The organism is Streptomyces sp. bgisy027 (assembly GCF_057710365.1).
On sequence record NZ_JBYIVZ010000087.1, the window covers coordinates 1 to 22,759 of the forward strand.

Annotated in this window: 17 protein-coding genes and 2 pseudogenes; 6 read left to right on the plus strand and 13 right to left on the minus strand. The window is 71.8% G+C overall.

Translation table 11 applies throughout. The annotated features are described in order from the left end of the window. Positions 1 to 120 precede the first annotated feature (120 nt). Complete coding sequence (locus tag AC3ETA_RS45755; RefSeq protein WP_432198812.1) at positions 121 to 1,227, plus strand: AI-2E family transporter; 1,107 nt, start codon at positions 121 to 123, stop codon at positions 1,225 to 1,227. Here AC3ETA_RS45755 and AC3ETA_RS45760 read toward each other — a convergent pair. Beyond that, positions 1,149 to 3,320, minus strand: coding sequence for an ATP-binding SpoIIE family protein phosphatase (locus AC3ETA_RS45760; protein WP_432198813.1), 2,172 nt, complete (start codon positions 3,318 to 3,320; stop codon positions 1,149 to 1,151). The genes AC3ETA_RS45755 and AC3ETA_RS45760 overlap by 79 nt on opposite strands. 200 nt (positions 3,321 to 3,520) lie before the next feature. On the opposite strand from AC3ETA_RS45760, the gene aspS reads away from it, so the two are divergent. After that, a complete protein-coding gene (gene aspS / locus AC3ETA_RS45765; protein ID WP_432198814.1) occupies positions 3,521 to 5,284 on the plus strand; it encodes an aspartate--tRNA ligase in 1,764 nt (587 codons plus the stop codon). Positions 5,285 to 5,413: 129 nt separating this feature from the next. Next, positions 5,414 to 6,373: an intradiol ring-cleavage dioxygenase gene (locus AC3ETA_RS45770; RefSeq protein ID WP_432198815.1), complete on the plus strand. Its 960-nt coding sequence runs from the start codon at positions 5,414 to 5,416 to the stop codon at positions 6,371 to 6,373. Positions 6,374 to 6,410: 37 nt separating this feature from the next. On the opposite strand, the gene AC3ETA_RS45775 is transcribed toward AC3ETA_RS45770, so the two are convergent. The 7 genes and pseudogenes from AC3ETA_RS45775 to AC3ETA_RS45805 form a co-directional block, all read right to left on the minus strand. After that, the gene (locus AC3ETA_RS45775) at positions 6,411 to 7,091 is read right to left on the minus strand and encodes a nucleotidyl transferase AbiEii/AbiGii toxin family protein (RefSeq protein ID WP_432198816.1); all 681 of its coding nucleotides are present in this window, start codon (positions 7,089 to 7,091) and stop codon (positions 6,411 to 6,413) included. A 61-nt stretch (positions 7,092 to 7,152) separates the two neighbouring features. Next, positions 7,153 to 7,518: a PH domain-containing protein gene (locus AC3ETA_RS45780; RefSeq protein WP_030950219.1), complete on the minus strand. Its 366-nt coding sequence runs from the start codon at positions 7,516 to 7,518 to the stop codon at positions 7,153 to 7,155. An 85-nt stretch (positions 7,519 to 7,603) separates the two neighbouring features. After that, a complete protein-coding gene (locus AC3ETA_RS45785) occupies positions 7,604 to 8,080 on the minus strand; it encodes a hypothetical protein (protein ID WP_432198817.1) in 477 nt (158 codons plus the stop codon). Positions 8,081 to 8,197: 117 nt separating this feature from the next. Next, positions 8,198 to 8,470, minus strand: a pseudogene (locus AC3ETA_RS45790) (methionine--tRNA ligase); the annotation flags it as partial. Next, positions 8,470 to 8,628 (minus strand): annotated as a pseudogene (locus tag AC3ETA_RS45795) (class I tRNA ligase family protein); the annotation flags it as partial. The pseudogenes AC3ETA_RS45795 and AC3ETA_RS45790, both read right to left, overlap by 1 nt. 40 nt (positions 8,629 to 8,668) lie before the next feature. Next, positions 8,669 to 10,384 (minus strand): methionine--tRNA ligase, encoded by a 1,716-nt coding sequence (gene metG / locus AC3ETA_RS45800; RefSeq protein ID WP_432198818.1) that lies wholly within the window; start codon positions 10,382 to 10,384, stop codon positions 8,669 to 8,671. Between the two features lie 179 nt (positions 10,385 to 10,563). Further along, positions 10,564 to 12,306: a VWA domain-containing protein gene (locus AC3ETA_RS45805; RefSeq protein WP_432198819.1), complete on the minus strand. Its 1,743-nt coding sequence runs from the start codon at positions 12,304 to 12,306 to the stop codon at positions 10,564 to 10,566. 276 nt (positions 12,307 to 12,582) lie between these two features. Here AC3ETA_RS45805 and AC3ETA_RS45810 point away from each other — a divergent pair, with 276 nt between their 5' ends. Continuing rightward, entirely contained in the window at positions 12,583 to 14,655 is a 2,073-nt protein-coding gene (locus AC3ETA_RS45810) for a PhoX family protein (protein ID WP_432198820.1), read from the plus strand. A 17-nt stretch (positions 14,656 to 14,672) separates the two neighbouring features. On the opposite strand, the gene AC3ETA_RS45815 is transcribed toward AC3ETA_RS45810, so the two are convergent. Next, positions 14,673 to 15,617, minus strand: a complete 945-nt coding sequence (locus AC3ETA_RS45815) for a LysR family transcriptional regulator (RefSeq protein WP_432198821.1) — start codon at positions 15,615 to 15,617, stop codon at positions 14,673 to 14,675. A 178-nt stretch (positions 15,618 to 15,795) separates the two neighbouring features. On the opposite strand from AC3ETA_RS45815, the gene snpA reads away from it, so the two are divergent. Further along, entirely contained in the window at positions 15,796 to 16,443 is a 648-nt protein-coding gene (gene snpA / locus AC3ETA_RS45820; protein ID WP_432198827.1) for a snapalysin, read from the plus strand. An 89-nt stretch (positions 16,444 to 16,532) separates the two neighbouring features. Here the strand turns inward: snpA and AC3ETA_RS45825 are convergent, their stop codons facing one another. Genes AC3ETA_RS45825 through AC3ETA_RS45835 form a run of 3 tightly spaced genes read right to left on the minus strand, consistent with a single transcriptional unit; the run spans position 16,533 to position 20,362 of the window. Further along, complete coding sequence (locus tag AC3ETA_RS45825) at positions 16,533 to 18,476, minus strand: FUSC family protein (RefSeq protein ID WP_432198822.1); 1,944 nt, start codon at positions 18,474 to 18,476, stop codon at positions 16,533 to 16,535. Positions 18,477 to 18,505: 29 nt separating this feature from the next. After that, complete coding sequence (locus tag AC3ETA_RS45830) at positions 18,506 to 19,507, minus strand: endonuclease/exonuclease/phosphatase family protein (RefSeq protein ID WP_432198823.1); 1,002 nt, start codon at positions 19,505 to 19,507, stop codon at positions 18,506 to 18,508. Between the two features lie 42 nt (positions 19,508 to 19,549). Then, positions 19,550 to 20,362, minus strand: a complete 813-nt coding sequence (locus AC3ETA_RS45835) for an alpha/beta fold hydrolase (protein ID WP_432198824.1) — start codon at positions 20,360 to 20,362, stop codon at positions 19,550 to 19,552. Positions 20,363 to 20,438: 76 nt separating this feature from the next. Between AC3ETA_RS45835 and AC3ETA_RS45840 the strand changes: the two genes are divergently transcribed. Then, on the plus strand, positions 20,439 to 21,758 hold the full coding sequence (locus AC3ETA_RS45840; protein WP_432198825.1) for an aminotransferase-like domain-containing protein: 1,320 nt from the start codon (positions 20,439 to 20,441) through the stop codon (positions 21,756 to 21,758). Here the strand turns inward: AC3ETA_RS45840 and AC3ETA_RS45845 are convergent. Further along, on the minus strand, positions 21,673 to 22,590 hold the full coding sequence (locus tag AC3ETA_RS45845) for a hypothetical protein (RefSeq protein WP_432198826.1): 918 nt from the start codon (positions 22,588 to 22,590) through the stop codon (positions 21,673 to 21,675). The genes AC3ETA_RS45840 and AC3ETA_RS45845 overlap by 86 nt on opposite strands. Positions 22,591 to 22,759: the final 169 nt, after the last annotated feature.

Here is a 22,759-nt window from a genome sequence, read left to right on the forward strand (position 1 = left end):
CCCCCTCCCCCTCCCCCCTCTCCCCCCCCCCCCGGGCCCTGTCGTCACCCCCGACCACCCGTCACCCGCCCGGTCCGCCCGCGCACGACAGCCCCGCCCCGCGCGTGATCCGCTGGAGAGGTGCAGGCCCCCACCCCGCTGCTCCCCGATCCCGTACGGCGGCTCGCCGCCTGGTGTGTGGTCGTGCTGCTCGTCGCCGGAGTGGTCTACGTCGGGGTCCGGCTGGCCGTGGAGTTCAGTACGGCCGTGGTGCCCGTGCTGCTCGCGCTGCTGGGGACGGCGCTGCTCGGGCCGCTGCACCGGCGGCTGGTGAAGGCCAAGGTCAACCGGTCGGTGGCCGCCGCGCTCACCTGCGTCGCCGTGGTGGCCGTCGTCGGCGGGGCCGTGTATATCGTCGTCGCCGCGATCGTGGACAGCGGCGACGAGATCGTCGCCTCGCTCAAACAGGCGGGCCGGGACATCGCGGACCACTTCGGGGCCGCCGGCACCTCCCTGGACGACGTCGCCTCCAACGCCCAGGAGCTGCTCACCAAGTTCGGCGGGACGGCCGCCTCCGGGGTCATCAGCGGGGTCAGCGTCGTGGGCGAGACCATCGCCATCGCCGTGCTCGCGCTGCTGCTGGTCTTCTTCTTCCTGCGGGACTCCGACCGGGCGGCCGGCGCCCTGCGGTCCGTCGTGCCCGGCAGCGGCGGGGAGCTCGCGGAGGCCATGGCCCGGCGCGCCTTCCAGGCCGTGGAGGGGTTCATGCGGGGGACCACCTTCATCGCCTTCATCGACGCCGTCTGCATCACCGTCGGACTGGTGATCCTCGATGTGCCGGGCGCGATCGGCCTCGGCGCGCTCGTCTTCGTCGGCGCCTACATCCCCTACCTGGGCGCGGTCATCTCGGGGGCCGTCGCCGTGCTGGTCGCCCTCGCCGACCGGGGCTTCGTCGTCGCGCTGTGGGTGCTGGGGATCGTGCTGGCCGTGCAGCAGCTGGAAGGGCATGTGCTGACGCCGGCGGTCCAGAGCCGGACCGTGCAGATGCACCCGGCCGTCGTCATGGTGACGATCACCGCGGGCGCCTCAGTGGCCGGCATCCTCGGCATGCTGCTCGCCGTACCGCTCACCGCCGCCGCGTTCGGCGTGGCACACGAGCTGCGGGAGCGTTACGGCACCTCGACGTCGAGCGCGACCGCGACGTCGACCGAGCCGCCCCCGGGCCCCACGGCGCCCTCGGACTCGTAGAGCTCGAACCAGATGCTCTTGCCCTCGCCGCGAGGGTCGACGCCCCACGCCTGGGCCAGCAGCTCGATCAGCATCAGACCCCGCCCGGACGAGGCCAGCTCCCCGGGGCTGCGCCGGTGCGGCAGGTCGTCGCTGGTGTCGGTGACCTCGACGCGCACCCGGCGGTCGCCGATCTCGCCCCGCACCTCCGCCAGCAGCAGCGCGTCGGCGTCGGTGTGCACCAGGACGTTCGTCAGCGTCTCCGACAGCAGCAGGACCGCCGAGTCGACCTGGTCCTCGGACGCCCAGTCGTGCAGCAGCTCCCGCAACTGCTGCCGGGCGACCCCGACCCGCTCCGGCTCGGCCTGCGCGACCGACAGCACGGTGCGCCGGACCGTCGGCCGCAGGGCGGTGTCGGCGTGACCGTCGCCCTGCCGGCGCAGCAGCAGTACCGCTATGTCGTCCTCGCGCCGGTCGGCGAGCGGGCCGGTGGTGTGGTGGGAGGACGGGCCGTGGACGGCCTGGACCAGGGCGTCGGCGAGCCCCTCCAGGTCGCCGTCGTGCTCCTCCAGGATCGAGCGGATGCGCTTCCAGCCGGTCTCCAGGTCGTGGCCGCCGGTCTCGATCAGCCCGTCCGTGCAGATCAGCATGGTCTCGCCGGCCTCCAGGGTGATCCTGGTCGTCGGATAGTCGGCGTCCGGGTCGATGCCCAGCGGCAGACCGCCGGCCGTCGGACGCGCCAGCACCGTGCCGTCGGTCATCCGGATCGCCGGGTCCGGGTGACCGGCGCGGGCAATGTCCAGCAGGCCCGACGCGGGGTCGACCTCGACGTACAGGCAGGTCGCGAAGCGCAGGTCGGACGGGTCCTCGTCGAGGGCGCCGAACGTCATCCCGTGCAGGAAGCGCGAGGCCCGGGAGAGCACGGCATCGGGGCGGTGGCCCTCGGAGGCGTAGGCGCGCAGCGCGATCCTCAGCTGGCCCATCAGGCCCGCCGCCCGCACGTCATGGCCCTGGACGTCGCCGATGACCAGGGCGAAGCGGCTGTTGGGCAGCGGGATCATGTCGTACCAGTCGCCGCCGACCTGAAGGCCGCCGCCGGTCGGGACATAGCGCGCGGCGACGCCCATGCCCGGTATCTCGGGGCCCAGCTTGGGCAGCATCGAGCGCTGGAGGCCGTCGGTCAGCTCCCGTGCGGACTCGGCCGCCTCGGCGCGCGAGAGGGCCTGGGCGAGCATGCGGGCCACCGTCGTCAGAACCGAGCGCTCGTCGGGGGTGAAGGCGACCGGATAGGTGAACGCCGCCATCCAGGCACCCATCGTGCGCCCGGCCACGGTCAGCGGCAGGAACGCCCAGGACTGCCGGTCGAAGTGCGCGGCGAGCGGCCAGGTGACCGGGTAGCGCTCCTTGTACTTCTCGGGCGAGGAGAGATAGACGGCACGGCCGGTGCGGACCACCTCGGCGGCCGGGTAGTCCGTGTCCAGGGCCATATGTGTGAAGGGGTCCTCGTCACCGGGCTGATGGCCGTGGTGCCCGATGATCGTCAGCCGGTCGCCGGTGACGCCGAAGACCGCGAGCCCGTCCGGTGAGAAGCCCGGCATCGACAGACCGGCCGCGACCCGCAGCACCTCGGCCGTCGATCTCGCCTCGGCCAGGGCCCGGCCCGCGTCCAGCAGGAACGCCTCCCGCGAGCGCCGCCAGTCACCGGTGACCGCCGTACGCCCGGCGGAGGTGCCCGGCACCGGCTCGGTGACCTCCTGGAGGGAGCCGGTGACCTCGTACGACCGCTTCGCGCCGTCGAAGGACGCGTGGAAGCGCGCGCGGCCGACCCGGACGACGCGGCCGAGCTCGTCCATGATCCGCACCCGCACCTCGCCGAGGGTGCCCTCGGCGACCGCCAGCTGGATCACTCCGCTGATCTCGTTCCAGTCCACCGGGTGCAGCCGGGCGCGCACCTGGGCCTGGCTGAGCGTGGCCCGTGCGGAGGGCAGGCCCAGCAGTCGTGCCGCCTCCGCGTCGACCGTGACCAGTCCCGTGGCGGTGTTCCAGTGCCACAGTCCGGTCGCGAGGGCGGCCAGAACCTCCCCCACGGCGGGCAGGGGCTCACCAGTGCGCATTGCCCCACTCTAAGAAGAGGTGATCGAACGCTGCCACCGAAGCTGTACGGGGCATCCGGTCCCGGGGCCCCGGGACCGCGGCGAAATGGTGGGGAGGCGATCTTGGGGTGCCCGGTAGGCTTGGGGGGAGTTTCACGTGAAACAAAGCCCCTCATTCACGGAAACCAAGCCCCCGATCCGCGAAGACTGGATGAACGACGATGCATCGGTACAGGTCCCACACCTGCGGCGAGCTCCGCTCCTCTGACGTCGGCACCGACGTCCGGCTGAGTGGCTGGCTGCACAATCGGCGCGACCTGGGCGGCATCCTCTTCATCGATCTGCGCGATCACTACGGCATCACGCAGCTCGTGGCCCGCCCGGGCACCCCCGCGTACGAGGCCCTGGACAAGCTGTCCAAGGAGTCCACGGTCCGGATCGACGGCAAGGTCGTCTCCCGTGGCGCCGAGAACATCAACTCCGAGCTGCCCACCGGCGAGATCGAGGTCGAGGTCGGCGAGGTCGAGCTGCTCGGCGCCGCCGCGCCGCTCCCCTTCACGATCAACACCGAGGACGGGGTGAACGAGGAGCGGCGCCTGGAGTACCGCTTCCTGGACCTGCGCCGCGAACGCATGCACAAGAACATCCTGCTGCGTACGTCGGTCATCTCGGCGATGCGCCACAAGATGACGGCCATGGGCTTCAACGAGATGGCGACGCCGATCCTGTCCGCGACCTCCCCCGAGGGCGCCCGCGACTTCGTCGTCCCCTCCCGCCTGAACCCGGGCAGGTTCTACGCCCTGCCGCAGGCCCCGCAGCAGTTCAAGCAGCTGCTGATGATCTCCGGCTTCGACCGGTACTTCCAGATCGCGCCCTGCTTCCGCGACGAGGACGCGCGCGCCGACCGCTCGCCGGGCGAGTTCTACCAGCTCGACATCGAGATGAGCTTCGTCGAGCAGGAGGACATCTTCCAGCCGGTCGAGAAGCTGATGACCGAGCTCTTCGAGGAGTTCGGAGGCGGCCGCCACGTCACCTCCCCGTTCCCGCGGATCCCGTTCCGCGAGGCGATGCTGAAGTACGGCTCCGACAAGCCGGACCTGCGCGCCCAGCTGGAGCTCGTCGACATCACCGACGTCTTCGAGGGCTCGGAGTTCAAGGCCTTCGCCGGCAAGCACGTGCGTGCGCTGCCGGTGCCGGACGTCTCCGCGCAGCCCCGCAAGTTCTTCGACCAGCTCGGCGACTTCGCCGTCACCCTCGGCGCCAAGGGCCTGGCCTGGGTCCGCGTCGCCGAGGACGGCTCGCTGACCGGCCCGATCGCCAAGTTCCTCACCGAGGAGAACGTCGCCGAGCTGACCAAGCGCCTGTCGCTGGCCGCCGGTCACGCCGTGTTCTTCGGCGCGGGCGAGTTCGACGAGGTCTCCAAGATCATGGGCGCGGTCCGTGTCGAGGCCGCCAAGCGCGCCGGGCACTTCGAGGAGGGCGTCTTCCGGTTCTGCTGGATCGTCGACTTCCCGATGTACGAGAAGGACGAGGAGACCGGCGCGATCGACTTCTCGCACAACCCGTTCTCCATGCCGCAGGGCGGTCTTGAGGCCCTTCAGACGCAGGACCCGCTGGACATCCTGGGCTGGCAGTACGACATCGTCTGCAACGGCGTCGAGCTGTCCTCCGGCGCGATCCGGAACCACGAGCCCGAGATCATGCTGAAGGCGTTCGAGATCGCCGGCTACGACCGCGAGACCGTCGAGGACAAGTTCGCCGGCATGCTGCGCGCCTTCCGCTTCGGCGCCCCGCCGCACGGCGGCATCGCCCCCGGCGTCGACCGCATCGTCATGCTCCTCGCGGACGAGCCCAACATCCGCGAGACCATCGCCTTCCCGCTCAACGGCAACGCCCAGGACCTGATGATGGGCGCGCCGACGGAGCTGGAGGAGACCCGGCTCAGGGAGCTGCACCTCTCGGTGCGCAAGCCGCAGCCGAAGTAGGCGACATGCGGTGAGGTGGCTCGGAACCGACGCGGGTTCCGGGCCACTTCTCTTTGTGCGGCACATGCAGGGCTCTCACCCAGCCCTTACCTACGCTCCTGACAGGCGTGGTCCCTAACTTCCCTGCCCATGACGGGAAACCAGACGGCCGAAGGGCCGAAACACAAGAAGGACCTCACGCGTCGCAAGGTCGTCGCGGCCGGCGCGGGCGCGGCGGTCGCGGTGGGCGTCGGCGGCACGCTCGCGGCGGGCGCCTTCGCCGGTGAGAAGAGCGCGGCGGGCACCCCGGCCGCGGCGAGCGGCAGCACCTCGGAGACCTGCTACAAGCTGACCTCCGAGACCACCGAGGGCCCCTACTACATCGACGCGGACAAGCTCCGCAAGGACATCACCGAGGACCAGGAGGGCATCCCGCTCACCCTTCGCCTCAAGGTGATCGACGCCGAGACCTGCAAGCCCATCAGGAACGCCGCGGTCGACATCTGGCACTGCAACGCGCTGGGCGTGTACTCGGGATACGAGGACATGGGCAGCGGCGGTGGCGGCGGTGGCGGCACCCCGCCGTCCGGTGAGCCGACGGGCGAACCCCCGTCCGGTGAGCCCTCGGGCGGGCCCGGTGGCGGAGGCGGCGTCCACCAGGAGCCGACGGACGACGAGCGCTATCTGCGCGGCACCTGGCGGACCGACCGCAGCGGCCTGGTGGAGTTCCGGACGGTCTTCCCCGGCTGGTACCAGGGCCGGTGCGTCCACATCCACACCAAGGTCCATGTGAGCGGCACCTGGACGGACGCCGGGTACGAGGGCGGCAACACCTGCCACACCGGTCAGTTCTTCTTCGACGAGGAGAGCGTGCTCGCCTCCGCGGAGGTGGCGCCGTACTCCACGAACACCACCACCCGGACCACGCTCGACGAGGACACCATCTACCCGGACAACGGGACCGAGGGCGGCCTCCTCAAGCTGAAGTACCGCAAGAACGACATCGCGAAGGGCGTGGTCGCCACGATCACGATGGGCGTCGACCCCGAGGCCACGCACGACGGCACTGACGACGCGGTCCAGCCGGGGGCGTCGGCGTCGGCGAGCTGACGCGGGCCTGAGGGCCCGGTGGGGCGGGAGGCGGGCGTCACTCCTCCGTGGGCGGCCGCAGCGCCTCCTGCTCCAGCAGGCGCTCCGCGATGTCGTCCGCCCACGCCCGTACCCACCGGCGCAGGGCCGGTACCGACTCCGCGGCCAGGCCCCGGCTGGTGAACTCGCGGTCGTCCAGCAGTTCCGTCGCCTCCAGGCGGGACTGGAGGTCGGCCGGGTCGAACTCGTCCCAGGCGTGGCGGCGGCCCTGTTCCTCCAGGTCGGGGAAGCTCCAGTGGGCCGCGGCGGCGTGGACGTCGGTCAGGTCGCGGGCGGTGCCCCGGTCGGCCAGCGCGCGGACCCTGGTGCCGATGAGGTCCTCCAGGGAGAGCGCAGGGCCCAGGTCGGTCGCGACGGGCTGCTGCCAGAGGGTTTCCTTCACCAGGTCGACGGGGTGTTCCTCGGCGCCTTCCACACCGGTGACCAGCAGGCGCGCGGACAGCGGGTCGATCTCCAGGGGGCGCACCAGCCAGCCGCGCTGCGTCAGCCCCGTGCGGACCGCCGCCGCGATCCGGTCCATCGGCTCGGGGCTCTCGGTGGCCACTTCCAGCGGCCCTTCGACGGAAGCGTCCGGCATCAGGCCGTGCGCCCGGACCGCGTACCCGCCGGCCAGCACGAGCGGGTAGAGGGCGCCGATCGTGAGGACGTCGGTCAGCAGGTGGTGGCGGAGCGGGATCATCGTGCGCCGATTATGGCGGCCCCGCCGAGCCGGCCGGACTCGGCGGGGCCGGACGGGCGGGCTACTTCGCCACGAACTGCGTAAGGATCGCCTGCACCTCGTAGATGTCGACGCCCTTGGTGAACGTCTTCTCGATCGGCGTCGGCGTGCCCGAGACCCAGATCTTCAGCTCGGCGTCCAGGTCGAAGGTGCCCGCGGTCTCGACGGCGAAGTGGGTGATACTGCGGTACGGGATGGAGTGGTACTCCACCTTCTTGCCGGTGATGCCCTGCTTGTCGACCAGGATCAGACGACGGTCGGTGAACAGGATGGTGTCGCGTATCAGCAGGTAGGCGGCGTGCACCTGCTCACCGTGACCCAGCAGCCGGGCGAAGTCCTGCTGCGCCTGCCCCGAGTCGATGGTGTGCGCGTTACCGAAGAGCGCCATGAATGGATCCCCCCACGTGATGGCTCTGCATGATCTTCGCAATGTATAGCGCCTGGGAGGGGTCCAGGCACAGAGGGGTAAACGATCAGGTGTCGTACGAACCGTCCCAGGGTGCGCCGAAGCCCAGATTGTCGGGATACAGCTCGGCCCACGCCTCCTCGTCGTCCTCGTCGGCGACCAGGCCGAACAGCACGCCCTCGAAGGTGAGCTGGAAGGGACGTATCGCGATGTCCGTGTACGTCCGCCGGGGCAGGCTGCGCAGCAGCGTCGCCAGCCGGGCGCGGGCACGGGCGAGCGGCGAGTCGCCGCCCTGCGGGGCACGCTGCTGCTCGGCCCAGGTTCCGGCACACCAGATCTCCGAGTCGCGGTACCTGCCGTCGGGATCGAAGGTGTGCAGGACCGCGTAGAGGCGTTTGTGCTCTTCCCAGCCGGTGTCGAGTTCGAAGCCCTTGGGGAAGGCATACGTCACCGACCCCATGAACTGCCCGTCCTCGTAAAAGCCGATCGCCTCGGTACGGCCGTGCGGCTCGTACGCGATCGGGATGACCTCAGGGACTGCCATGGCGGAAACCATACGGTCGTGCGGGGGGTCATGGTGCCCCCGGGGTGGGATCGATGCCAACAGGATGGACAACATCCGCGTGATGTCCCCGAGTTGGCCACGGATCGGTCAAGAAATTCACGACAGCCGTGGGAAGAGAACAGCACCCTTCGTGACCGTGGAGCCCGCCGGGAGCCGGCCCCACTCGCCGGCCTCCTGGATCCGCTGGTCCGCGAGGGCGCCCAGGGACGCCTCGGCGCCCAGGGATTCCGGGAAGTCCAGTTCCTCACCGATCCGGCGGTCGGCCTCAGTGACGGCCCTCGCCAGCCCTTCCCTGACGGCACGCTCGGCCTCGCCGTCGGCCGTCGCGGCCGGCAGTCCACCGCCGAAGTACCTGCCGACCAACGCGGCTTCTGGCCGTGCTCGTCGGTCCCGGTGAGGAACCACGCGTCCTCGCCCGGCGCGCGGTGCCGGCGGGCGAGGACGTCGGCCGCCACCGTCGTGCAGGCGTGGCCCAGGTGCGGGGCGTCGTTGACGTAGTAGACGGGGGGCGTGACGTAGTACGTCATGACCCCACACCATCACACCCCGGCGAGGGTCCTCACCTGCTTACGCCGCCTCGCCGCCGAAGCGCTCCTTGTACGCCTCCAGGTCCTCGTCCGTGAGCTTGGCGAAGAGGACCGGGGGGACGGTGAAGGGGGTGCCGACGGGGACGGACGTGAGGGACCTGGCCTCATCGGCGGTGACCCAGGTCGCCGTGTCCTCGGGCAGGGCGAACGCCTGGCGCATGGCGGCCGAGCTGGCCGGGATGAAGGGCTCCGAGACCACCGCGTAGAGGTGGATCAGGTTCATCGCCGTGCGCAGGGTGAGGGCCGCGCCGTCCTTGTCGGTCTTGATCTCCAGCCAGGGGGCCTTCTCCTCCAGGTAGGAGTTGCCGGCCGACCACAGGGCGCGCAGGGCGGCGGCCGCCTTGCGGAACTGCAGCGCCTCCATCTGCGACTCGTACTCGGCGAGGAGTTCGGCGATCTGCTCGCCGAGCTTCGCCTCCGCCTCACCGGGCTCGCCGCCCGCCGGGACCTCCTCACCGAAGCGCTTCTTGGAGAAGGACAGGACGCGGTTGACGAAGTTGCCGAGGGTGTCGGCCAGGTCCTTGTTCACCGTGGCCGTGAAGTGCTCCCAGGTGAAGGAGGAGTCGTCGGACTCGGGGGCGTTGGCGATCAGGAAGTAGCGCCAGTAGTCGGCGGGCAGGATCTGCAGGGCCTGGTCGGTGAAGACACCGCGCTTCTGGGACGTGGAGAACTTTCCGCCGTAGTACGTCAGCCAGTTGAAGGCCTTGACGAAGTCGACCTTCTTCCACGGCTCGCGGATGCCGAGCTCGGTGGCCGGGAACATCACGGTGTGGAAGGGGACGTTGTCCTTCGCCATGAACTCGGTGTAGCGGACGGTGTCGTCGGCCTCGTACCACCACGACTTCCAGTCGCGGTTCTCCGGGTCCTGGTCCGACCACTCCTTCGTCGCGCCGATGTACTCGATCGGGGCGTCGAACCAGACGTAGAAGACCTTGCCCTCGGCCGCAAGCTCCGGCCAGGTGTCCGCCGGGACGGGTACGCCCCAGTCCAGGTCACGGGTGATCGCGCGGTCGTGCAGGCCCTCGGTCAGCCACTTGTGGGCGATGGAGGACGCCAGGTGCGGCCACACGCCGTCGTGGCGGGAGACCCACTCCCTGACCTCGTTCTGGAGCTTGGACTGGAGCAGGAAGAGGTGCTTGGTCTCGCGGACCTCCAGGTCCGTGGAGCCGGAGATCGCGGAGCGCGGGTTGATCAGGTCGGTCGGGTCCAGGACGCGGGTGCAGTTCTCGCACTGGTCGCCGCGGGCCTTGTCGTAGCCGCAGTGGGGGCAGGTGCCCTCGACGTAGCGGTCCGGGAGGAAGCGGCCGTCGGCGGGGCTGTAGACCTGGCGGATCGCGCGCTCTTCGATGAAGCCGTTCTCGTGCAGCTTGCGGGCGAAGTGCTGGGTGATCTCGACGTTCTGCGGGCTGGAGCTGCGGCCGAAGTAGTCGAAGGCCAGCGCGAAGCCGTCGTAGACCGCCTTCTGCGCGTCGTGCGCCTGCGCGCAGAAGTCCGCGACCGGGATTCCCTGCTCCTTCGCGGCGAGCTCGGCGGGGGTGCCGTGCTCGTCGGTGGCGCAGATGTAGAGGACGTCGTGGCCGCGCTGGCGGAGGTACCGGGAGTACACGTCCGCCGGGAGCATGGACCCCACCATGTTGCCCAGGTGCTTGATTCCGTTGATGTACGGAAGGGCGCTGGTGATGAGGTGTCGAGCCATCGGGGGCTGCTCCCAGGTCGGATTTCGGGTTCTTGGTTCTTTGCGAACCTTGAAATCGTAGCCGACATGGGTGGGCCGCCCGCTTCCCGTTCTGAGGGGTGGGAAGAGGGCGGCCCGGGGTCTTCGGTGGTGATCTGTATCCGTGGTGATCTGTTTCTGCCGGTGGTGATCTACGGGGGCTACGGGCGCCAGTCGATCAGTACGCCGTCGTAGAGTTCCGCGTCCGTGAGCTCCAGGGGGGTCGGGCCCGCGTGGAAGAAGGCCGTGTTGTCGGTCTTCAGCTTGCGGAGGTAGTCGAACGCCTTGTTGTCGTGGTCGCCGAACGCGATGAAGGAGAAGAACACCGAGGGGTGGCTCTTCGAGGCTTCGGTGAGGGCGTGGGTGGCCGGGGTCTTTGCGTCGGGGGCGCCGTCGGTCTGGAAGACGACGAGTGCGGGGGCGCCGGGGGTGGCGTTCTTGTCGTAGTGGGCGAGTACGGCTTCCACGGCGGCGTGGTAGCTGGTACGGCCCATGCGGCCGAGGCCGGCGTGCGCGTCGTCGATCGCGGTCTCGGAGGAGGCCGGGGTGAGGTCGGTGGTGCCGTCGACCTCGGTGGAGAAGAAGACGACGTGTACGGAGGTGCCGGGGGCGTCGGGGGCCAGGTGCTCGGCGAGGGCGAGGGTCTGGTCGGCGAGGGCCTGGGCGGAGCCGTCCTTGTAGTACGGGCGCATGCTCGCGGAGCGGTCGAGGACGAGGTAGACCTTGGCGCGGGCGGTGGTGAGGCCGGCCTTTGCGAGGGCGACGGCGGGTGGGGTGGCGGCGGCGGGTGGAGCCGCGGCGGCCTCGGCTTCGCCTTCGGCGTTGTTGTTCCCACCCGCACCACCCGTGCGGGTCTCGTCGTCGGCCGCGAGTGGCCCCTGTGCGGCGTCCCCGCCGTCGGCGGCCGCGGCTCCGTCGTCTCCGACCGCCTCGGCCGGAGCGGCCTCGGCGGCTGCCGGCTCGGGCTCCGCGACGGGCTCCGGCTCGGTGTCGGTGACCTCGGCGGACGTCTCGGGCTCGGGGGCCGTCTCCGGCTCGACCTCGGCGACGGGCTCGGGCTCCTCGGCGGCCGCGGGCTCCTCCACGGCCGGCTCCTCGGCGACCGGGGTCCCCTCGACGGCGGCCTCCTCGGCGACCGGCTCCACAGCCGCCGTCTCCTCAGCGGCCGGCGTCTCCGAGACGGGCTCCTCAGCGACCGGCGTCTCCGCAGTCGGCTCCTCGGCAACCGGCGTCTCCGCAGTCGGCTCCTCGGCAACCGGCGTCTCCGCGAGAGCCTCCTCAGCAGGCTCCTCGGCGACCACTGGCTCTTCTGCGACCGGCGCTGTCTCCGCGGCCTTCGGCTTCTCGGCGACTGGCGCTGTCTCCGCGGCCTTCGGCTTCTCGGCGACTGGCGCTGTCTCCGCGGCCTTCGGCTTCTCGGCGACTGGCGCTGTCTCCGCGGCCTTCGGCTCTTCTGCGACCGGCGTCGCCTCCGCGGCCTTCGGCTCCTCCGCGACCTTCGGCTCCTCCGCGACCTTCCGCTCCTCCGCGGCCTTCGGCTCCTCGGCGACCGGCTCTGTCTCCGGAGCCGTCGGGTTCTCCTCGGCCGTCGGGTCCGCCGGCTCCGTCGGCTTCGGGACCGATACGTTGTCGAAGGCTGCCGAGACCAGCTCGTGTTCGTCGTCCTGAATGTCCTGATCGGTCTGCTTGTTCTGCGGCTCGGCGCTCTTGGCGGGCTCCGGGGCCGGGCGGTCCGCGCTTCGCGGTTCCGGGACCTGGGCCGACGGGGCCGGCTGGGGCTCCGGGGACGGGGACGGGACCGTCGGCCGGGCTTCCGGCGAAGGCGTCGTCGCACCCTCTGCTTCGGCGGTACGCCCCTTGCGTGACCGGCCGAATGCGTTCCGCAGGAGAGTGAGAATGCCCATGTGCGCAACCCTTCGCGTGAGTTGATGCCCGTAGATCCCTGGCCAGGACGGACACGTAAGGTTAGCGGCCCCGGATGGCGATCTTGGGGAGGGGCGGACACCTGAGGTCCTCAGGAGTCAAGAGGCCCTTCGGGCCGATCAGCGGCGGCGTATCAACTGCCGTACATCCACCCCTGGTTCACCCTTCGTTCATTCGAACGCCCCGCTCCCGCACAAACGTGCTTCTACCGTCCCCAACGCTGCATTCAAGGGGAAGCAAGGGGAGTACCGAGAGCCATGCGTATTCAGTTGCCGATCGTCAGCGTCAACAACGACTCGCATCATGGTGGCAGAGCAGCCCTGACCTGCCGTTTCCGGTGTGGAGACGCCTGTTTCCACGAGGTGCCGAACACCACCACCAACCCATATGTCGGAGATGTCATCGCCGACGCCCTCAGCCGCCGTACCGTGATGCGCGCCGCCGCCGTCGTCACCGCGGCCACCGCCGTCGGCGCCTCCGCGACCGTCGCCGCCCCGGAGGCGAGCGCCGCCGGAGTGTCCGCCGCGACCAGCACCCGCCACGCCTCCAGGGGCGCGCGCGGCCTGCGCTTCGAGCCCGTCGCGCCGAACACGGCCGACACCGTGACCGTCCCGGACGGCTACGCGCAGAACATCGTCATCCGCTGGGGCGAGCCCATCCTGCGCGGCGCGCCCGCCTTCGACCCGGAGAACCAGACCGCCGAGGCGCAGTCGAAGCAGTTCGGCTACAACAACGACTTCCTCGCTCTCCTGCCGCTGCCGGGCGAGCGGAATCGGCAGATTCTCGTCGCCAACCACGAGTACACCGACGAAGTGCTCATGTTCCGTGGCTACGACGCCGCCAATCCGACCAAGCAGCAGGTCGAGGTCGCCTGGGCGGCCCACGGCCTCACCGCCGTCGTCGTCGAGGGCGACCGGCGGTCCGGGAAGCTCACGCCCGTCCCCCGGCACCCGCTCAACCGCCGTGTGACCGCCACCAGCGAGTTCAAGGTCACCGGCCCGGCCGCCGGCTCCGACCTGCTGAAGACCTCCGCCGACCCGACCGGCACCAAGGTCCTCGGCACGCTCAACAACTGCGCCGGCGGCGTCACGCCGTGGGGCACCACGCTGCACGGCGAGGAGAACTTCAACCAGTACTTCGCCAACGCCGGCCGCGCGACGGACAAGCGGTACGGGCTCGGGACGGGCGCGACCGAGCGCAAGTGGGAGCGGTTCGACAAGCGGTTCGACGTGGCGCAGGAGCCCAACGAGCCGCACCGGTTCGGCTACGTCGTCGAGCTCGACCCGTACGACCCCACCGCCAAGCCCCGCAAGCGCACCGCGCTCGGCCGCTTCAAGCACGAGGGCGCGACCGTGCGGCTCACCCACGACGGCCGCCCCGTCGTCTACTCCGGTGACGACGAGCGCTTCGACTACTTCTACAAGTTCGTCGGCAGCAAGCGGATGAAGAAGGGGTCGTCCCGGGCCGTGCGGGAGCACAATCTCTCGCTGCTCGACGAGGGCACCCTCTACGTCGCCAAGCTCACCGGTGACTCCCCGGCATTCGAGATCGACGGGACGGGCAAGCTGCCCGCCGACGGTGAGTTCGACGGCAGCGGCGAGTGGATTCCGCTGGCCACGGCGACCGCCAAGGGTGCCGTCTCGCACGTCGAGGGGATGACCGCGGACGAGGTGTTCGTGTTCACGCGCCTCGCCGGTGACAAGGTCGGCGCCACCAAGATGGACCGGCCCGAGGACATCGAGCCCAACCCGCACACCGGCAAGGTGTACGTCGCCCTCACCAACAACTCCAACCGCGGTGTCGGCTCTAACGCGAAGGCCGACGAGGCCAACCCGCGCAACGCCAACAAGCACGGCCAGATCCTGGAGCTGACCGAGCGCTGGAACCGCGCCGACAGCACGAAGTTCGCCTGGACGCTGTTCCTGGTCGCGGGCGACCCGAGCGACCCGGCCACCTACTTCGCCGGGTTCCCGAAGGACGACGTCTCCCCGATCTCCTGCCCGGACAACGTCGCCTTCGACTCCTACGGCAACCTGTGGATCTCCACCGACGGCAACGCCCTCGGCAACCACGACGGCCTCTTCGGCGTCGCCACCCGCGGTGACCGCCGCGGTGAGCTGAAGCAGTTCCTGACGATGCCGAACGGCGCCGAGACCTGCGGCCCGGTCATCCAGGACCGCCGCGTGCTCGTCGCCGTGCAGCACCCGGGCGAGATCGACGGCGCGACGGCCGAGAAGCCGCTGAGCGCCTGGCCCGACGGGGCGGGGAAGATCAACCGGCCGGCCGTCGTGGCCGTCTGGCGCAAGGACGGCTGCGACATCGGCGTCTGAGCCGGTGGCATTACGCCCTAAGGGAGTGCTGGGACCGGCGGCCGCGCCTCGTCGTCGTGTTCCAGCCACTCCCGGTACGCGGGCGCCTGCCGCGCCGCCTCCCAGTACGCCTCCTCCAGCGCGGGATACACCCCGTCGAGGTCCGTCTCGGTGCGGGCCGCGAGGAGGAGGCGTACGCCGAGCGGGTCGCCGCGCAGGCGCCGTACCGCCATCGTGGGGCTGTCGGCGTGGGTCGGCTGGCAGACGGCGACGACCTCGCCGGTGGCGACCAGGGCGTCGGCCGTGTAGTAGTCGCCGTGCAGGACGTGCGGGTTGACGCCGGCCGCGCGGAACATCCGCTGCACGGCGTCCCACTCACCGTCGACCGTCGGGTCGACCATCCAGCGGTCGTCGGCCAGGTCACGCAGGCTGACCTCGGACTTCGAGGTGGCCGGGTGGTCGGTCGGCAGTGACACGAACTGCGGCTCGCGCTCCATCAGCACGCGCAGCCGCAGCTCCGGCGGGATGCGCAGCGGCGAGCCCTCGACCTCGTGCACGAAGGCGACGTCCAGCTGGCCCTCGGCGACCATGCGCAGCAGGGCGTTCGGGGAGACGTTCATGTGGAGCGTCGGGTCCTGGCCCTGGCCGCGCAGCCGGCGCAGCCAGCCCGCCAGGGCCTTGCTCGCGGTGGAGCCGACGCGCAGCTCCGGGCCGCCGGCCGCGGCCGCCCGCGCCTCCGCGACGAGGGCACGCATATCGGCCACCAGCGGGCGTGCGCGGCTGAGCACAAGACGGCCGAGCGGCGTGGGGCGGCAGCCGGTCCTCGCGCGCAGGAAGAGCGCGCCGCCCAGCTCCTGCTCGATCCGGCGCAGTTGTGTGCTGAGCGACGGCTGAGCGACGCCCAGCTGGCGGGCCGCCCGGTGCAGACTGCCGGTGTCGGCTATGGCGCACAGCGCGCGGAGGTGTCTCACCTCGAGCTCCATGCCCTGGGACACTAAAACGGAATCAAAGCTTTCACCAGCCGCACAAAACCCCGCCGATCCTTGCTAATCGGGGCCCCGATAGGGCCGTGCTATCACCGGTTGCCATCATCACAGCGGCCGCACAGAGGCAGACACTCGCCTTGACGACTCACCCCCCACCCAGGAGTCATCGATGCGTATGTCCTTTTCCCTGTCCGCCCGTTCGGCGGTCGCGGTCGGTCTCGGCGTAGCGGCTCTCGGCCTCGGCACGGTCGCTCCGGCCTCCGCCGCCCCCGACCACGCCGGCTACGTCGCCAAGTCCTCGGATTCCGACGCCAGTAGGGCCTTCTTCCAGGCCGTCCTGAAGTCGGTCGCCGAGAAGCGTGCCGAGAACCCGAGCGCCGCGGCCGTCACCGTCACCTACGACGCCTCCGGGGCGCCGCAGTTCAGCGCGCAGATAGCGCGCAGCACCGAGATCTGGAACGGCTCGGTGTCCAACGTGAAGCTCCAGGAGGGCTCGAACGCCGACTTCACGTACCGCGAGGGCAACGACCCGCGCGGCTCGTACGCCTCGACCGACGGTCACGGCAACGGCTACATCTTCCTGGACTACCAGCAGAACCAGGAGTACGACTCCACCCGCGTCACGGCGCACGAGACGGGACACGTCCTCGGCCTGCCGGACCACTACGAGGGTCCGTGCAGCGAACTGATGTCGGGCGGCGGTCCCGGCCCGTCCTGCACGAACTCCCAGCCGGACGCCAACGAGCGGGCCAAGGTCGAGCAGCTGTGGGCCAACGGGTTCGCCGCCGCGATGGACAAGGCCCTGCACAAGGCCAACCGCTGAGCAAGGCCAACCGCTGAGCAAGGCCAGACCCACCCCCCACAACTGGCGCGGTCGCCCTCCTGCACGGGGCGGCCGCGCCGGCCTCTGGTTCAGCGCGGGGAGGTGATCGCCCGGGCCGCCGCCACCTCTTGCCGCAGGGGCTCCAGGACGCTTTCCGCCGGGCCCGTGAGGTCCGTGCGGACCTCGTACAGGGTCTCTGCCTCCCGTACTCCCTCCGCCAGCTCCCGCAGCTGGCGGGCCACCTGGGTGACCTCGGCGGTGGACGGCGGGGCCGCTCCGTGGCGGACCCGTACCCGTGCCGCCGTCGTCGCGTCCACGATCCGTTCCACGGCCACGACCAGGGGCCACCACGCGGCCGCCCGGCGTCCGGTGGGCGGCGGTTCGGTCAGGGCGCGCTGGAACTCCGTGCGGACGGCGGAGAGGTCGCGGTAGAGGCCGCGGCGCATGCGGGCGCGGGCCGCCGGGTCGACGGCGTCCGGCCCGAACGCGGCCTCCACATAGCGCGCCGTTTCCTCCACCGCGCTCGCGAGCCGGTCCCCGACGCGGGTGTGCCAGCTCTCCGGCCACAGCAGATACCCGGCGACCAGGGCGATCGCGCACCCGATCAGGGAGTCGACCAGGCGCGGCAGCAGCAGCCCCGTGCCCTGGCGGTTCAGGACGTCGGACAGCAGCAGGATCACCGGCGTGATGGCGGCCGTCTGATAGCCGTACCCGCGCGGCGTGAGCGCCGGGACGAGCGGCGCGAGAATCAGCAGCACCGGTACGTCCCACCACCCGCGCGGCACCTCCGCCAGCACCGCCGCCGCGACCACCAGCCCGGCGACCGTGCCGAGGGCCCGCAGCAGCGCCCGGGAGAAGACGGAGCCGAAGTCGGGCTTGAGGACGAAGGTGATGGTCAGGGCGACCCAGTAGGAGCGGGGGACGGTGATGATCGACACCAGCACCTGGGCGATGCCGATGCACAGGGCCAGGCGCAGGCCGTAGCGCCAGGACGCGGCGGACAGCGCGACGTTGCGGGCGGCGCGTGCGGCCCGGATGCTCAGCGCGGCCGGCCGGCCCAGGCGGTCGTCGATGCCGCGAGGGTCGACGTCGGGGTTGGCGACCACCTCGGCGGCGTATCGCAGGGCGTGGTCGACGGCGCGGGCGGTCTCGGTGGCCGGGACCGGCGGCTCCGCCTCTGCCGGCCCCGTGTACCCGGTCTCGACGGCGGACGCGAGACGCCGTACCGCCTCCGGGATCTCGGGCGGCAGCCGGATGCCGCTGAGGCGGGCGGCCGGGGCGGCCTCCACGACCGGCGTGATGGCGTTCAACTGGGCGAGCAGCCGGGCGAGTTCGGGGCTGCGGCCGTGGTGGCGGGAGCGGTGGGCGAGGACGATGTCGTACGACTGGTTCAGGGACTGGGTGACGGCGTGCCGGGCGTCGTCGTAGTCCTGGGTGTCGCCGCCGACGGCCGTCAGCAGTGCGGCGACCTTGCGGTAGGTGTCCGCGACGGCGGCCCGTTCGGGCACCCCCGAACGGAGCGGCCAGGCGAGCAGCGCGAGGAGCAGGACGAGCAGTCCGCCGCCGGACATCAGCAGCGGCGCCAGCCACCACTCGCCCGGCATCGGCAGCCCCGCGCCGACCACGCAGGTCAGCAGCAGCACCAGGCCCGACACGGAGGCGACCGCGCCGATCGTCGAGATCATCCCGGAGACCAGCGCCACCCCGGTGACGGCGGCGACGGCGACCCAGCCGCGCCCGTACACCAGGGCGCCGACGGTGACGCCGACGGCGCCGAAGAGCTGCGGGACGGCGATGGTGGGGATACGCAGGCGGTAGGCGGCCGCGGTGTCGCTGATGACGCCGTTGAGGGCACCCATGGAGGCGAGGGCGCCGTAGAAGGGGCGGTCGACGGCGAGGCCGACGGCCAGCGGCAGGGCGATCGCGACGGCCGCCCGGACGACGGCCGCCCGGTTCACGGGGGCGGGCTCGGCCCGCAGGTTCCGCACGAGCCAGTCGGGTGGTGTGAGGCCGGTGGGGAGCTCGCGGGGCATGCGGCCCATTATGGGCACCCCTGTTCAGCTCATCGTCGCTGGTGAAGGGTGAGGTCGGCGACGAGGGCGCGATGGTCGGTGCCGGCCAGGTCCAGGAAGCGGACGGCGCTCGCGGAGAGGTCGTCCGAGAGCAGCACGTGGTCGATCTGCACGCCGAACGTCGGTGTCGTGCGGGCCGGCCAGCTGGGCGTGCGGTCGTGGCCGGCGAGCCGCGCGGCGTCCTGCATGCCGGTGTCCAGGATCCGGCGGAAGGCGGCATGGTCCTGGGAGGCGTTGAAGTCCCCGGCGAGGACGAGAGGCGTGCGGCGGTCCTCGGCGGCGAAGTCCCGCAGCTCGCCGAGCTCCCGCCGCCACTCGTCGGTCCGGCCGGGCAGCGGGGGCATGGGGTGCGCGAGCTGGAGCCGTACGGCGTTCCCGCGCACGTCCGCGACGGCGCCGGGCATGGCCATCGTGCCGGGGACGTCGTCGGCGGCGTCGAGGGGGAAGCGGCTGAGGACCAGGGAGCCCTTCGAGCCGCCGAGCACCCGTGCGGCGCGGTGCGGATAGTCGCCGCCCAGTTCCTTCCCGAGGGTGTCGTCGCAGCCGGCGTCGCACTCCTGGACGAACACGATGTCCGGCTTCTCGCGGCGGACCGCGGCGGCGAGGGCGCCGGAGGCCTGCCCGAACTCGACGTTCGAGGTCAGCACCCGGAAGGAGACGAGCGGGGGCCCGGCGGGTTGGCTCGTCCTGCCGTACGGCTCGATGAACCAGGCCAGCGCGCCGAGCAGCGCGAGGGCCCACACGACGCCGAACCACCAGCGGGCCAGTACGGCGAGCAGCAGCCCGAAGCCGGCGGGCACGAGCAGCCACGGCAGGAACGCGAGGAACTGCGGGACGGGGGTGATGCCGTCGGTGTCGGCGATGCGGCCGCCGACGACCACACTGACCAGCAGGAACATCAGTCCGGCCACCCAGGCGCCGAACCGCCGGCCGCCGCGCCGTGCGGGCATGCCGTCCGGTCGCGCCGTCCACTCGGCAGCCGCAGTGTCCAAGTCCAGGCCTTCCGCTCGCGGGTGCGATGCCCGAATCCTCCCTCAAAGACGGGGCGTGCGGGGCGAAGGTTGCGAGGAGCCGTCGACGTGCTCCAGGAACGCCGCCAGCGCCTCGTCGAACTCCTGTGGCCGCTCCAGGTTCGGCATGTGGGCCGCCCCCTCGATCACCCGGAGCGTCGAGTGCGGGAGTGCCGCGTGCATGGCCTCGGCGTCCGGCACCGGCGTGTAGGTGTCGTCGGCGCCCACGACGACCAGCGCGGGGACGGTGACCCGGGTCAGCAGCTCACGGTAGTCGGGGCGCTGCGCACGGCCGCGCAGGGCCGCCGCGGCGCCCTCGGGCGAGGTCGCCGTCATCATGCCGTGGACGTGGGCCTTGACCTCGGCGGACGCGTACGGCGCGACCATCAGCTCCAGCACCTCGTCGGCGTATCCGCGCATGCCCTCGCGCAGCAGCCGGTCGGCCATGGCGGCGCGGGCCCGCCTGCCGTCCTCGGTCTCGGCCGCGGGGAAGGTGTCGGCGAGGACCAGTCCCCGGACACGCTCGGGGAAGCGGGCGTAGCACTCCATGACGATCTGGCCGCCCATCGACAGACCACCGAGGACGAAGGTGTCCACCCCCAGGTCGTCCAGCAGGGCCTCGACGTCCGCGGCGAAGGCGGACAGCGGGGTGATGCCGGGGACGACGGGGGAGGCGCCGTAGCCGCGCAGGTCGGGGGCGACGACCCGGCGGGCGGCGGAGAACGTCTCGATCTGCGGGGCCCACATCGTGCGGTCGAAGGGATGGCCGTGGACGAGGACGAGAGGAACCGACGAACTATCGGCGCCTTTGTCCTCGTACGCGAGGAAAGGGGTCATGTGAACGACCCTAGATCGCCTCAAGTCCTCGGTGCAATAAGATCTTTGCCCTCGGTGCAATGTCAGGGGAGGGCACGTGAACGACTACCGGCGCATCGCCGACCGCATGGCCGACGACATCACCGCCGGACGGATCGGGCCCGGCCAGCAGCTGCCCCCGCAGCGGGTGTTCGCGCGCCGGCGCGGGATCGCCGGGTCGACGGCGGGGCGGGTGTACGCCGAACTCGTACGGCGCGGGCTGGTCGTCGGCGAGGTCGGCCGCGGCACGTTCGTGCGGGCCGCCCCCGAGGGCACCGGCCGGGCCCTCGTCGAGGCCGCCACCGCCGCACCGGTCAACCTGGAGCTCAACTACCCCTGCGCGCCCGGCCAGTCCGAGCTGCTCGCCCCGGCCCTCGCGCCGCTCCAGCGCCCCGACGTCCTCACCGAGGCACTGCGCCCGTCCCCCGCCGCCGGCACCTCCGCGGCCCGCAGGGCGGCGGCCGCGCTGCTCGCCACCCCCGACTGGCGCCCCGACCCGGAGCAACTGCTGTTCACCGGCAACGCCCGCCAGGCCGTGGCCGCCACCCTCGCCTCCCTGGTCCGGCCGGGCGGCCGGGTCGGCGTCGAGGCGCTGACCTACCCGGTGGTCAAGGAGATCGCCGCCCGGCTCGGCATCACCCTGGTACCGCTGGCCACCGACGAGGAGGGACCGCGCCCCGAGTCCGTCGCCGCCGCCCACCGCGGCGCTCCCCTGGCCGCGCTCTACCTCCAGCCCACCCTGCACAACCCGACCTCGCTGACGACCGGCCCCGAGCGCCGCCGCCTGCTCGCCTGCACCGCGCTCGACCTGGACATACCCGTCGTCGAGGACCGGATCTGGTCCTTCCTCACGGACGACGACCCCCTCGCCGCGCACGCGCCCGGCCTCACCCATGTCGTCGACGGCCTCTCCAAGCGCGTCGCCCCCGGCCTCACCGTCGGCTTCGTCGCCGTCCCCGAGGGCCGCGCGGAGGCGGTGGCGGCGGCCGTGCGCTCCGGGGGCTGGAGCGCGGGGCGGTTCGCGCTGGAGGCGGCCGTGCGGTGGATCGAGGAGGGCACCGTGCGGCGGCTGGTCGCGGCGAAGCGGGCAGACGCGGCGCGCAGACAGCGGGTGGTGGCCGAGGCCCTGCGGGACTTCGCCGTACGGTCCGATCCCCGCGCCTATTTCGCCTGGTGGGAGCTGCCCGCGCCGTGGCGGGCCGACACCTTCACGGCCGCCGCGGCCGCGCACGGCATCGCGGTGACGCCGGGCCCGGCCTTCGCCGTCGACCCCCACCGCACCCCGGACGCCGTCAGACTCGGGCTCGCGTCGGCTCCTGAGCCGGATCTGCGGCGGGCGCTGCGGACCCTCGCCGGCGTCGCGCGAGGTACTCCGTGAGCCGGCACACCAGGGCCACCGTCAGACCGGCGACGACCAGCAGCCAGGAGACCGTGCGCAGGGTCTGCGTCAGGGCGTCGTAGACCGCGCCCGCGGCCGGGCGGTGCGCCGCCTCCCCGATGTCGGCCAGCGTGAGCCGGCGGCCGATCGCCACCGCGAGGGCGAGGAGAGCGCCGCCCAGCGCCGTGCCCAGCGCGGTCGCGGTGACCGCGCGGCGGCGGCACGCGGCGACGGCGATACCCGCCGCGGCGAGGACGGCCGCCGATACCGGCAGCCAGAATCCGGCGACCTCCAGCACGTCGTACCCCTTCCTGAGCCGGGCGACCTCGTCCGCCGGGAGCACGGGGACCTCGGTGTGCTCGACCGGGATGCGCCGGGCGAGCAGGACGTGGTCCTCGGTGAGGCTGCGTTTGACCTGCGCGGTGATCGGGGCCAGGTCGACGGTGACCGCGTGCTCGCTCTCGTCCCGCAGGGCCCGCAGCACGGCGTCGTGGACGGCCCTGTTGCCCGCGTCCCACGCCGTGTGGAAGGCCTCGGTCCGGGTGAACGAGCGCACCGCGTCGTCCACGAAGGGCCGCACGCTGCCCGGCTCCGGCGCCGCGGGTGACGCCTCCAGCCGGTGGTCGACCTCGTTGAGGATCCCGGCCTCGACGGAGTCCGCGACCGCGCCCTGCACGGCGGGATCCGCGGCGAGCGGCGCCATCGCCGCGACGTACCGGCCGGTGTCGGCCAGCCCGTACGTCACGCAGGCCGCCAGCGCGCCGAACGGCACGAGCAGGCACGACAGGGCGATCAGCGCTGCCGACAGGGCGTTGCGGAGACGGGTGGGCACCCCTTCAGGCAAGGGTCACGGGGGCGGATGTGCCAGCCGGACGCCCGCATACGGCCGCATGCCACCGCTCTCCGGTGGAGGGTTCACCCGAACGGGTGTCTCATGGATCAGGGGAGAGGACCGGGTTCGTGGGTGGATCAGGGGAAACAGGCCGGCCCGGGGGGGGGGG